The organism is Arcticibacterium sp. GJ41-1 (assembly GCF_055808875.1).
This window is the reverse complement of sequence record NZ_CM147888.1, coordinates 3,059,835-3,073,297: the sequence shown is the minus strand read 5'-3', so window position 1 is coordinate 3,073,297 and position 13,463 is coordinate 3,059,835. Positions and strand designations below refer to the sequence as shown.

Below are 13,463 nucleotides of genomic sequence, written 5' to 3'. Positions count from 1 at the left end.
TTGTATTATTTTTATAAAAATTATACTCGACAAAGAAAAGCTTATTGAATTATGAATGAGTTAGTTTTATTAAACACAGCAAAGGTTAGTCTAGACCATAACTGGAATTATGTAAATGTAATAAGTCCATTTTACCGACTTTACTATATAAGTGAAGGGAATGCTGAAGTTACTTTTGATAATAAGGTAAGACCTTTGAGAGAAGGCTATATGTACCTAATACCGAGTTTTACGCTTTCTAACTATAGCTGCGATTTTTTCTTTGTGCAGCAGTATGTTCATATAGAAGAAATTTTGAAATCTGAGGCTTCTTTGAAGCAAAGGAATAAGCTACTTTTTGAAGTGAAAGTAACTAGTCTAGAGGTGGCATTATTTGAAAGATTACTGGGCATGAATCCAGATATGGCTTTGGTTAACTCTAATCCTAAAGTTGGGCTTGATTTAACTTTAAGTAGGCCTACAGCTCAATCTTTAGAGTCACGCTTAATGGAAACCAATGGCATTATTTTGCAGCTTATGTCTAGGTTTATTGACACGGAAAATAGGGTAGAGCGTACTGAGCTTAGCGGAATAAATAAGCTATCGGAAGTGTTGCTTTTTATTCATGAAAACTATGACAAAGACCTATCCGTAAAAAAACTGGCAGCCATAGTAAGTCACAATGAAGATTATTTTAGCCGACTTTTTCTCAAATATATTGGAGCTAGACCATTGGTTTATATTAATAGAATACGCATAGAGAAAGCCCAGCATTTATTATTGTTTTCAGACCTCACGGTCAATGAAATTGGCTATAAAGTTGGTTTTGAAAATAGAACCTACTTTTCTAAGGTTTTCAAAAAGTTATCAGGAAAATCTGCCACTGAATATAGGTTGGAGTCGAATCTGGTTTAGTTTTAATTTCTTTTAATGGGTTTATTATTATATAGTTAACTCTATTTTATTCTCACTTTGCTGATTTCTTTTTCTTGAAAAATAGATATCCCAAAATAATATCTATTAATGCCAAATATGCTGCAATTCACCTTTCCGAGGCTTTATAATTTTGCATTACCCTAAATAGTCTTGAATTAGGGTATACCTATTATATAATAAGAAAAGGGTCTATTTCGTAGGCTCATATTAGACAATATTGAATAATGACACCTACCTATTTAAAGGATATTAACGAAGAAAATTTCAATTTCACCCATGGCTCTAGATTAGTTTACGGCTGCTCAGGGCTTGGTGGCGTTTGGGGAGAAACTAATTATGACGAGTCTGTTGACTGTCTTTTATATGCTTTCGAGAACGGTATAAAATCGCTCGATACTTCTCCTTCTTATAACCAATCTGAAACGGTAGTGGGTAAAGCTTTGAAAGAATGGAAGGGTGAAAGGCCGTTTATTTCAACCAAAGTGGGCAGACTAAAAAGTGAAAGTGCTCATGATACTGTGGTAGATTATAGTGTATCCAGAATGAAGCAAAGTGTAGAAGAGAGTCTTGAAACTTTAGGGGTAGATTATGTAGACCTTTTATTTCTTCATGAGCCACATTTGGTGCCAATGGATAAGATTGAAGAAGTTTTGGACACATTGAAAAGCTTTGTAGCCGCAGGCTATGCACGTTCTTTAGGTGTTGGAGGAAACCCTACAGATGCGTTCAGACCTTATATTACTAGTAATAATTTCCAGGCAGTTTCAGGCTTTTTAAAGGTTGATGCTTGTAACCTAAATGGTTTTAAGAAGGATTTGCCACATAATCATGCCGAAGGTGTGGCTTATTATGCGGCTTCGGCTTTGCACTTTTCTTTACTAGGGAACAGATATGAACAGTACGTTTCAAATCCTCCAAATGACGAGTGGATTTCTGAGCAGGATGTAAAAAATGCTATAAAGGTGAAGGCTATTGCCGATAGAGAAGGCATGAAGATATCATCACTAGCCCAACGCTTTTTGTTTTCTATGGCAGAAGCCAATAGGGTAGTGATGGGTGCTAGAAAAATAGAGCAGATTAAATCAACAATTTCAGACTGGAAGTCCGGCGTTTTACCAGAATCACTTTTTAATGAAATTGTAAGTGTGATAGATTAAGGCTATAAAAGTATTTTAACTCAAAGAGTGAATCTCCAATGGGGCTTCGCTCTTTTTTTTGGTTTGGAGAATGGCTCACTTGTTTGATAAAAGTAAGGTCACGTGAATAAAGGATTTGACTAGTAAACTAGTTAGGATATTGAACCAAATGAGTAAAATCTAATACTAAATTGGCTCATACTGTTTCAGTTGATTTATAACTGGTACTATTTTATGAGGTAAAGGAGCTGAAAGGTGTCAAATTAATATTACCATTTTTTGTATTTTGAATTCAATATAATTCTACCCATTTTATAGACGGTTTAAGAATAAAGCATACTTTTTGCTATTTATGATATTTTTATAACGGTAAATAGTATAAAATTAACTTCTATGTGCCTTTTGGTCACTTTGACTAATAATAAAGGAGTTTTTCCTCCATTCCATGCCTACAGCAATGTACATATATAATGTACATTAACTTCTAGTTTAAGTTCAATTTGTCCTTCATCTACCTTGATGACAAAATAGTATTGCCTTATGCTTTTTCATGAATAGACTGATTCTTATAAATAATAGAATTTTGTATAGTTGATTCTTCTCCATAATACTGTATCTGCTTCTCATGCTTTGAGACAGATGATAAACAGTAGGAGAGTTGACTCAGATTTAAAAAACAACCAAAATATTCTTTACTATGCGTAGAAAATTACATGAATTTCGAAAGCTCTGGATGAAAGTGGTACCATTGACCGCTATTCTCATGAGTTTATTTATTGGACAGTCTTACGGGCAGTCTAGACAAGTTACTGGTAAGATTACATCTGCTACTGATAAGTCTGGTTTGCCTAGTGCTAGTGTGCTTCAGAGCGGAACTAGTAATGGTGTAATGACAGATTTAGAAGGGAACTTTAAAATTAGTGTGAGTGGCTCTGATGCCAAATTGATTTTTAGCTACATCGGTTTTATAGACCAAGAAATAGCGGTAGGAAATCAATCTATCATAAATGTAGTTCTTGCAGAAGATGCTAACGCTCTTAATGAAGTAGTAGTAATTGGTTATGGTAGTCAGAAAAAAAGTGACATGACCGGTTCTGTGAGTTCTGTAGATGCAGAGGAATTGGGCAAGTTTGCTACTTCAAACGCCGCAGGAACACTTCAAGGTAGAATGGCGGGTGTACAAGTTTCGCCTCAAGGTGGTTCTCCTGATTCTCCTATGAAAATTACGATTAGAGGTTCTGGAACACTTTCAGATGCAGGTCCTTTATATGTAATTGATGGAATGCTTACGGGCGGAATGGGTTCTTTGAATCCTCAGGATATAGAAAGTGTATCTGTACTTAAAGATGCCTCTGCTACAGCTATTTATGGTTCTAGAGCCGCTAATGGTGTTATAATCATTACTACTAAAAAGGGGAGAAGTGGCGATATGACTATCAATTTTAACGCAAGCACTGGCATTCAGAAAGCGGCTAATTTGATAGATTGGGCAAATGCTAGAGAGTATGCAGACATTGTAAATAGAGCTAGAGATAATGATGGAAATCCAAGATTCCCTTCAAATGATGCTCAGTTTAACCCTAATGTTGATTCTGATATTCAGCGTGAAAGCTTAAGAACTGCTCCAATGTCTAATATTGGTTTAAGTATAGGTGGTGGTTCTGAAAACACAACCATGAATTTCTCTATTAATCATATGGAGCAAGTGGGTATAGTAAAGGAGTCCGATTTTTCACGTACAAACCTTAGAGTTAACTCAAGTTATACAAAAGGAAGGTTCAAACTACAGCAAACGCTTGGTGTGAATCGTTCGGTAAATAACCCTAACAACTATTTCTCTCGTGAAAGAGACCAAATTCCTACTGTTCCTATTTATGATGAGAACGGCGAGTTCACTGGAACTAACGTACCAGCAGGACAAACTATAAGTTTAGGTAACTTTTCTGGAGTAGGAAATTTGATTAATTCATTAGGGCTAGCCACTATTGAAGATAGAACGGTAACAAGTAATGGTCTATTGGGTAACTTAGATGCTACTTTAGAAATAATAGATGGGCTTAAGTACAGGTTTAATGTAGGTGTAGATATGTCTAATTCAAACAATTATACATTTACACCGAAGTATAAATTCAATGAAACGCCATTAGGAAATAAGCCTTTTGCAGAGCTAAGCGAGAGTAATTCTAACTATTTATCTCTTTTGACAGAGCATACTTTAAATTACTTTAAGAATGTAGGTAAAGCTCAAGTTGACCTTCTGGCTGGTTATTCTTCGCAAGTAAGTAAAGGCCGTTCTCTAGGAATTGTGGCTAGAAATTTCCCAAGTAATGATATTCGCGTGGCATCTGCAGCATCTGACAGAGCTCAGGCTCCTTCTAATGCTTATGAAACCGGTCTTCTATCTTATTTTGGACGTGCCAACGTAACTATTGATGATAAGTATCTGCTTACTGCTACTTTAAGAAGAGATGGTTCTTCTTTATTTAGAGAAGATTTAAGATGGGGTACTTTCCCTTCTGCCGCATTAGGTTGGAATATTAGCAATGAGTCTTTCATGCAAAATGTAACGGCTATCAGTAATCTGAAATTAAGAGCTAGTTATGGTGCTATTGGTTCAAATAACGTGAATGCGTACGCTATTGACCCAGAATTAAACCTTAACTCTGACTATATCATTGGTGCAGGTCAAACACGTTATCAAGGATACTCTATCACAAAAGGTGTGAATCCAAATATTACCTGGGAAACTACGAAGACTACAGATATTGGTTTAGACTTTAATATGCTTCAAAACAAGCTTCAGTTTACAATGGATTATTTCATTAAGAACTCTGAAGACGTTTTAGTAGCTCTTTCTTTACCACTTTATACAGGTTTTGGAAATGCAGTTCCGTTTAATACAGCAAGTATTAAAAACAATGGTTTTGAATTTCAGGCTAATTATTATGACAACTTTGGTAAAGACTTTAAATACTCTGTAAGTGCCAACTTTACTACGCTGAAAAATGAGGTTACGGCTTTAGGTAGAGCTACGCCAATTATTCAAGGTCAGTTTACTTCAAATGGTTTAAAATCTACTAAAACAGACGTAGGACATCCTATTGGAGCGTTTTTTGGATTTTTAACGGATGGTATTTATCAGACAGATGAGGAAGCCTTAGCGGCCAATGATTTTAACCAGCCAAGAGCAGGAGATTTGAAGTTCCAAGACATTAACGGTGATGGCAAAGTGGATAATGATGACCAAACTTATATTGGAAATCCTTCACCAGGTGTGATATATGGTTTGAACTTTAATGGGGAGTATAAAAACTTTGACATGACGTTCCTTTTTGACGGTGTAGCCGGAAACGAAATATTGAATGGAACAAGATACAGAGGTTATTTTGATACAGAAGGTAACTATTTGGCAAATGCCTTAAACGGATGGACACCATCAAATACCAATACTGATATACCAAGAAATACGCAAACTGACCCAGGTTTTAACAGAAGATTTTCTGACTACTATTTAGAGGATGGTTCTTTCTTTAGACTTAAAAATGTTCAAGTAGGTTATAGAATTTCTAATGATGCATTGGCAAAAATAGGAATGACAAGTGCCAGACTTTATGTAACAGCTCAAAACCTATTTACTCTAACGAAATACACCGGATATTATCCTGAGGTTGGTAGTAACTCTAGAAGTAACCCAAGGTTATTTAATGCAGGAGTAGATGAAGGAGCCTATCCTATGCCGAAAAATTATCAAATAGGACTACAGGTTAATTTTTAATAAAGAATTGAAAAATAAGATTATGAAAATAAATTGGAAAATAACATCAGCAATGTTTATGCTGCTCAGTACGGGAATTTTCTACTCCTGTAATGAAGATATATTAGAGCAAAGTAACCCTAACGCCATTACGCCAAAGTCGTTTTGGAAAACATCAGAAGATGCTACAAAGGGGATTTTAGGAGCGTATAGCCCATTTACACACATTTGGAACTACTCACGATTTGAGATTTTTGTTTCAGATTATCGTGATGATGTGGTAAACGCATACGGAACTTCAGAAAGAACTGCTGTAGGTGCATTTAATGGTGTGTCTACTAGTAATGGTACTTTTTGGGTGTGGAGTACACATTATCAGGCCATAACTAGAGCAAATGAGGTAATTTTTAATGTGCCAAACATAGAAATGGACCAGTCAATGAAGGATGCTATCATAGGGGAGGCTCATTTTTTAAGAGGATATCATTATTTCCAATTGGTTAATAATTGGAGAAATGTACCTTTAATTACACTTCCTTTCTCAGAAATAGCAGACCCAGAAGCTATTTCTCAAGCGGCTCCAGAAGAAACTTGGAATCAAGTAGTTTCTGATTTTAAAGCAGCACAAGGTTTGTTACCAAAGGATTGGGATTCGGCTAATTTAGGAAGAGCTACTTGGGGTGCAGCTACATCTTTCTTAGGCAAAGCTTATTTGTACCTAGAAGATTATAATAATGCCAAAGTAGAACTTAAAAAAGTGATAGACAGTGGTGAATATACACTAACAGAAGACTATGGAGATAACTTTTCAGAAGATACAGAGAATAATTCTGAGTCAATTTTTGAAATTCAGTTTATAGCAGACGGAAACCAAGGTTGGGGTGGAGATGCAGCTGGAACAGGTAAAGGAGCAGCCTTTCATCCAGATTTATCGCCAGCAGGATTTACTGGTCAAGATGGAATGCAAATCAACAAATGGACATTGGACCTTTTCTTAGATGAGAAAACAGTGGATGGGCAAGTAGACCCACGTGCGTTTGAAACTTTGTTTTGGGATACAGACGAAACCACTACATATAGAGGTAGAGAGTTAAAGTCAAGCACTTATTTGGACAAATCTTATAAGGATGTTTATAATGATGGTAGAAACACCATTTATGCTAGCAAGCACCTTGATGTGAAAAAAGGTTATACTGGTTCTCAAGCTGAAGGATGGCACCAGTCTGGAAACAATTTAAGATTAATGCGTTACGCGGATGTTCTTCTAATGTATGCAGAGGCAGAAATAGGTGGCTGGAATGGTGGAGCAGCTACGCAAGCGGCTGTAGATGCAGTGAATTTGGTAAGAGCACGTGCAAATATGCCAGCACTTGACTTGTCAATGACCATGAAAGACATAGAAGATGAGCGTGTAAAAGAGCTTTCTTTAGAAAGAACTAGATATCACGATTTATTAAGATGGGGATTAGTCAAAGAAAGACTAGTAGACCATCCAGAACTTAAATCTTCTAGCAGTGGAACTGGTGCATATCAGCCAGGTAGAGAATACATTGATGTTCCTCAAAATGAAATTGATGCTAATCCGAATTTTAAACACAATCCGGGTTACAACTAAAAAATAGGTTTACCTAACCTATCTAAATGGCCTTAGAATCCATCTCTTTTCGAGATGGATTCTTTTTTTGTTTTAATAGCTTATTAATCAGTTTTTTGATATGCTCAAACCTTTGATTTTGCCAGCACTTGGTAAATCATTCTAACGCTAAAACTGGTATTTAGGCAAAAGCGACTTTAAAGAAAATAAATCCAGAGCAGCCGAATTTTCGTTCTTTTAGTTCCAGCAAGCCGAAAGTGATTCACTTTTTGTTGTACCGCTAAATTTCGGTATTATGGGTAACATTAATTTTATAGACATGAAAAAAGTAAAACTCTGCCTTTTAAGCGATTTGACCGATAGAACGCCCGTTCATAAAGAGGTCAATGGTTTAGACCTAGTGCTAACCAAATTCGACGATAAAATTTCATTATTATATGGACGTTGCCTTCACAGAGGTGCTTTAATGTCAGATGGTTATGTGGACGGTCATAACTTAATGTGTGGGCTTCATGGCTGGGATTATAGATTAGATACAGGAGTTAGTGAGTATAATAATGAAGAAGCCCTTCATAGTTTTCAAACAGAAATAAGCGAAGGTTGGGTATGTGCAGATGAAGGAGAAATCAATGATTATTTAACCAAATATCCTCAACCTTTTAATAGAGATGCCTATTTAGGAGAGTATGCCGATACGCATCCAGAATCCACCGAGCCCTATACTGGCTACATACAAGACCTAGCTAAAAACGGACTTTCAAAACATGGACATCATGGGCCGTCGGCCTCAATGGGCGTTGATAGAAATCTGTTGCCTAAATGGGAGAATATTCAGTTTCTTCCTGCTCAATTGGCTAAGAGACCACTTCTTGACGAAGAGGACGTGCGTACCAAAGTAGTGATAGGAAAAAAAGCAAAGAAACCTTTAAGGCTTGATAAGCCCATTTTTGTTTCTGATATGAGTTTTGGAGCCTTGTCAAAGGAAGCAAAAATTGCCTTAGCAAAAGGTGCAGAAATGGCAGGAACGGGAATCTGTAGTGGTGAAGGTGGAATGCTGGAAGAGGAGCAAGAAAGCAATTCTAGATACTTTTATGAGTTAGCCTCGGCCAAATTTGGTTTTTCATGGGAAAAGGTCAAAAAAGCCCAAGCTTTCCACTTTAAAGGTGGTCAGGGTGCTAAAACAGGCACAGGAGGTCATTTGCCAGGAAATAAAGTGACCAAAGATATAGCAAGAGTGAGAGGGCTAAAAGAAGGAGAAACGGCTATTTCTCCAGCGGCATTTCCAGATATGTTTACCGTACAAGATTTTAGAGATTTTGCCAATGAAGTTCGCGTTAGAACGGGCGGCATTCCAGTAGGTTTTAAAATAGCGGCTAGTAGGGTAGAAGAGGACATTAAATTTGCTCTAGATGTAGGTGTTGATTACATCATTTTGGACGGACGAGGTGGTGGAACGGGTTCTGCCCCCAAAGTTCTTCGAGATAATATTAATGTGCCTACCATCCCTGCATTGGCTAGGGCTAGAAAGTTTTTAGATGAGTCTGGTGCTACCGATGTGACCTTAATAATAACAGGCGGTTTGCGTGTGGCGGAAGACTTTGCCAAGGCATTAATGATGGGGGCCGATGCTGTGGCTGTTTCAAATTCTGCTCTTCAAGCCATTGGTTGTTTGGGTATGAGAGCTTGCGGTACTAATAATTGTCCCGTAGGTATAGCTACGCAAAAAGAGAATCTTAGAAGTAGGCTAATTATTCAAAGTTCAGCCAAGCAACTTTATAACTTCTTTACAGCCACAAACGACCTCATGAAGGTGATAGCTCGCTCTTGTGGTCATGATGATATTGGGAAGTTTGAAAAAGAGGATTTGAGCACCTTAGATTATGAAATGCACAAGTTAACAGGTATTAAATATGCTGGTTTAGGATAAAAATAACTTGTTATATCGAAAAATAGCCTAGATTTTAAAAATTAGAATGATGAAAGAAAGTATTAAGAATATTCATTTAGCAGCTCAGTATTTATCTGCCGCTGGCAAGAGTTTTTTACCAACTAAAGATGATGATAGCCAATCTAATTTAGCTTGGAATGAGGAAAGGAATAGCTTGGAGACGAGAGATTTGGGCAGTGGGAGTACGCTAACGCTCAATTTTGAGACAGGCAATTTGACATGGGATGGAACCCCAGAAATAATTGATGTGAGAAAGCATACGCATCAAGAAATATTGATGTGGCTTACAGCCACAAGCAAGAAGATAGGTTTGGCGAAGCCTTATGTTTTCTCTTACAGCTATGAGTTGGATTATCCGCAAATAGAACCTAGTTATCAATATGTCTTTGATTTGAACGAAATGAAAGAGGTTGCTGCCAAGTTTACTTTGGCTCAAAATGCTATGAGTTCATTTTTGAAGGAGAATCAATTGACCTCTGAAATTAGAGTCTGGCCACATCACTTTGATATTGGTATTTATACTAAACTAAGCGACGCTCTCTTTTTGGGAGCAGGTTTGGCTATTCCAGATTCCTTGGAAAATGAGCTTTACTTTTATGTGGCTGGCTATAAAGATGGAAGTGCCATTGAGGCTAAAAACTTACCAAAATTGACAGTAGGTTCATGGCATTCAGATTGGAATGGAGGTACATTGAAATCAACTGGTGTTGCAGAAGAGGATGTAGAAAGTTTCCTTAATCAAGCTAAAACTGCATTTAAAGAGAATGTTTAGGTTCAATGTCAGTATAGATTGAAGTCTTTAAAATCCTAGTGTAGCGTAAATGCGTTTATTAGGGAAACTAAAAGAAACAGCAAAATGAAAACAGCTAAATGGAATAATGTGGTCATAGCAGAAAGCGATGAAACGGTAGTAATAGAAGGAAACCATTATTTTCCGCCGAGCTCCATCAAAAAAGAGTTTTTCAAAGAAAATGAAACGCACACCACATGTCACTGGAAAGGTGTAGCTTCTTATTACGATTTGGAAGTAAACGGAAAAACGAATAATGACGCCGCTTGGTATTACCCAGAAACTTCAGAATTGGCCAAAGGCATAAAAGGCTATGTGGCTTTTTGGAGAGGAGTAGAGGTCGTTTAAAATAAGAAAAACCGCCCGAAAGGCGGTTTTTCTTAAAATCTAGAAAGCCTAAAATAGCTTATTCGAAATCACATGGTTTACCTAAGCTTTCAAACTTAGCTAACTCTGCTATTAAGCCGTTATTCACATTCCCGAAAACATCATAAGCTATTTTCCCTAATGGTAAATGCACAGGAGCCTCTTCTAGCTGAGCTAATTTATAAATAGCCGCTGCTGCTTTAGCTGGGTCGCCAGGCTGATTTCCATTCAAACCTTGTAAACCTCTTATACGCTCGCCTACCGTGCTTTCGTAATCTTCAATCTTAGTATTATCATAAGCAGCTGAACTTCCTGCCCATTCTGTTCTAAACGGACCAGGCTCTACATTGGTTACCTTAATGTTTAGTGGCTTTAACTCTGCTGCCAAAGCTTCACCAATACCTTCTAAAGCAAACTTAGAACCGTTGTAAATTCCTAAACCTTGAGAGCCTATACGCCCTGCTATAGAAGTTATATTGATAATATGACCAGAACGTTGCTTACGCATTTCAGGCAATACCGCTCTAATAGTGGTTAAAACACCAAAAACGTTTACTTCAAATTGTCTTCTAACTTCTTCGTCAGAAATCTCTTCAATACTGCCCATAACGCCATAACCGGCATTATTGACCACTACATCAATCTTCCCAAATTTGTCAAAAATGGTTTTAACACCATCAATAATCATTTCTGTAGAAGCCACATCTATAAGTACTCCAAAAGAACTTCCTGGGTTTTCATTATTAAACGCCTCTACTTGAGCTTGTTTTCTAAAAGTTCCTACCACAATTTGCCCTTGTGATAACACCTCTTTAGCCAACTGTTTTCCTAATCCTGATGATACACCAGTAATAAACCATACTTTTTTTTCTGTACTCATTTTTGTTTTATTGATATCGTGTAAAAGAAACTGAAACATTTGTTTTTACAAGTTACTAAAAGATTTGCTCTTATTTGGGGCATTAGAGCCCTATAAAGGGGCTAAATCTATATAAAATGATAGCTTTAATTTATTTTGTTCTTTTCTTAAATTTAAACTATACCTAATAATAAGGTTCTAATGAAACAATTAAGCCCGTCGTTAAAACCTAAAATTGATCATTATCAATAGGAATAACGAAAATTATCCTGTTTGCGATCAAGCAGCTTCTATCGATATTAAACATTTGAATGTTGCTTCCGAGTAAACCTACCTACAAGTCACGGATATTTGCACTGATTTACGCCAAAACAAAATCTCTGAGAATATACTGGCAAGAAAATATCCACAATTTACACTCATGTTTCTGCTATATGATTTTAAGGCAATTAAAAATCTCTTAGCTTAGAGTCACGCAAAAACGTGATATTTTAAATTCAACCATATTGAAGCATTAAAAACAAATTGTAAATGAAACTCAAATTCTTTTTATCAGTATTATTAGCACTAGCATTTTATAGTCATGCAGATGCACAACCCCGTGAACAACTAGTTAAGGTAATTGTAACACCGAACCATGCCGACTGGACCTATGAAGTGGGAGAAAGGGCAGAATTTACCATTACGGCTTTAAGAAATAACGTGCCACTTGAGGGAGTTGAAATTAAGTATACAGTACAACCCGACCCAGGCTATCGGATAGTTGAGATATGGGATGAAGGGAGTTTTGTACTTAGTAATAAAACAACCAAAATAAAGGCCAAAAAATTTAAAGAACCCGGCTTTCTTCGCTGCACGGCAACTGTAGAAGTTGATGGAAAGACGTACTCCTCTTTTGCAACGGCGGGTTTTTCTCCAGAGAAAATTCAACCAACCACTACCTTGCCTGCAGACTTTGAAGCGTTTTGGAATAAAGGAAAAAAAGACTTGGCAAACGTACCTGTTAATCCAATATTGACATTAATGCCAGAAAGGTGTACCGCCAAAGTCAATGTTTACCACGTAGAATTAGACAACATTCATGGCAAAATTTATGGTATTTTATGTACTCCGAAAAGGGAAGGTAAATATCCAGCAATCTTGCATGTTCCTGGTGCTGGAGTTCGTCCATATTATGGTGTGGTATCAGAAGCAGAGAAAGGCTTCATTTCCTTTACTATTGGTATTCATGGCATACCGGTAAATCTTGACCCGAGTGTTTATGATAATCTAAAGCAAGGTGCATTGAAAGACTATTGGGGCATCAATCTGGATGATAAAGATAAAGCCTATTACAAGCGTGTTTATCTTGGCTGTGTAAGGGCGGTAGATTTCATGTTTGGGCTTGATAGTTTTGATGGGGTAAATATTGGGGTTACTGGAGGAAGCCAAGGCGGAGCACTTTCAATCATTACTGCAAGTTTAGACAGTCGCATCAGTTATTTGGCAGCTTTTTACCCTGCACTGTCAGATATGACAGGCTTTTTGCACAATAGAGCGGGAGGTTGGCCACAAATATTCACAGACGATTTCACCAATAGACCAGAAAAGGTAGAGACATCAAAATACTTTGATGTGGTAAATTTCGCTCGATTTGTGAAAGTGCCAGGATGGTACAGCTGGGGCTATAACGACAATGTTTGCCCTCCAACTTCAACTTATTCTGCATATAATGTCCTCAAGTCTGAAAAAGAACTTCATGTATTTCAAGAAACATTGCATTGGACATTTCCAGAACAAAATGAAATGAGAGACAAATGGCTTTTCGGAAAACTCAAGCTGGTAAAATAGTATAAAGTGAATATATGTTATCCGCTCACTTAGCCATTTATCTAACCGCCGTTGAGAATATATTTATCGAGACGGCGGTTTTTCTTTATGCGTTCTAGCCTGTTAAGTTGTACACTAAGGCTCTACGGGAGGAGAGATTGTTACCTCATTGCTGTATAAGAAGTGCGTTTGCTGTTTTTTAGAGAGCGATATTTGTAGCTAATCAGCTACCCTTAATGTTGAGTATGGTAATTTTTTTTAAGCTCTTGGTTTTCTTTAAAAGGCTTAGTCA

9 protein-coding genes are annotated in these 13,463 nt (G+C 37.0%); 8 read left to right on the top strand and 1 reads right to left on the bottom strand.

What is annotated here, in order from left to right:
* The first annotated feature begins 51 nt into the window (after positions 1-51).
* From AC0L6O_RS12790 to AC0L6O_RS12760, 7 genes are all read left to right on the top strand, one after another.
* Positions 52-894 (top strand): helix-turn-helix domain-containing protein, encoded by an 843-nt coding sequence (locus AC0L6O_RS12790; RefSeq protein WP_473302852.1) that lies wholly within the window; start codon positions 52-54, stop codon positions 892-894.
* Positions 895-1,139: 245 nt separating this feature from the next.
* Positions 1,140-2,072, top strand: a complete 933-nt coding sequence (locus AC0L6O_RS12785; RefSeq protein ID WP_473302850.1) for an aldo/keto reductase — start codon at positions 1,140-1,142, stop codon at positions 2,070-2,072.
* 676 nt (positions 2,073-2,748) lie between these two features.
* Complete coding sequence (locus AC0L6O_RS12780) at positions 2,749-5,826, top strand: SusC/RagA family TonB-linked outer membrane protein (protein ID WP_473302849.1); 3,078 nt, start codon at positions 2,749-2,751, stop codon at positions 5,824-5,826.
* 22 nt (positions 5,827-5,848) lie between these two features.
* Positions 5,849-7,420, top strand: coding sequence for a RagB/SusD family nutrient uptake outer membrane protein (locus AC0L6O_RS12775; protein ID WP_473302847.1), 1,572 nt, complete (start codon positions 5,849-5,851; stop codon positions 7,418-7,420).
* A 298-nt stretch (positions 7,421-7,718) separates the two neighbouring features.
* Positions 7,719-9,326: a glutamate synthase-related protein gene (locus tag AC0L6O_RS12770; RefSeq protein ID WP_473302846.1), complete on the top strand. Its 1,608-nt coding sequence runs from the start codon at positions 7,719-7,721 to the stop codon at positions 9,324-9,326.
* Positions 9,327-9,372: 46 nt separating this feature from the next.
* The gene (locus AC0L6O_RS12765; protein WP_473302844.1) at positions 9,373-10,119 is read left to right on the top strand and encodes a hypothetical protein; all 747 of its coding nucleotides are present in this window, start codon (positions 9,373-9,375) and stop codon (positions 10,117-10,119) included.
* Positions 10,120-10,203: 84 nt separating this feature from the next.
* Positions 10,204-10,485 carry a DUF427 domain-containing protein gene (locus AC0L6O_RS12760; protein ID WP_473302842.1) on the top strand — a complete coding sequence of 94 codons (282 nt, stop codon included), beginning with the start codon at positions 10,204-10,206 and terminating at the stop codon, positions 10,483-10,485.
* 58 nt (positions 10,486-10,543) lie between these two features.
* Here the strand turns inward: AC0L6O_RS12760 and AC0L6O_RS12755 are convergent, their stop codons facing one another.
* Positions 10,544-11,383 (bottom strand): oxidoreductase, encoded by an 840-nt coding sequence (locus AC0L6O_RS12755; RefSeq protein WP_473302840.1) that lies wholly within the window; start codon positions 11,381-11,383, stop codon positions 10,544-10,546.
* A 510-nt stretch (positions 11,384-11,893) separates the two neighbouring features.
* On the opposite strand from AC0L6O_RS12755, the gene AC0L6O_RS12750 reads away from it, so the two are divergent.
* Positions 11,894-13,192 carry an acetylxylan esterase gene (locus AC0L6O_RS12750; RefSeq protein ID WP_473302838.1) on the top strand — a complete coding sequence of 433 codons (1,299 nt, stop codon included), beginning with the start codon at positions 11,894-11,896 and terminating at the stop codon, positions 13,190-13,192.
* Positions 13,193-13,463: the final 271 nt, after the last annotated feature.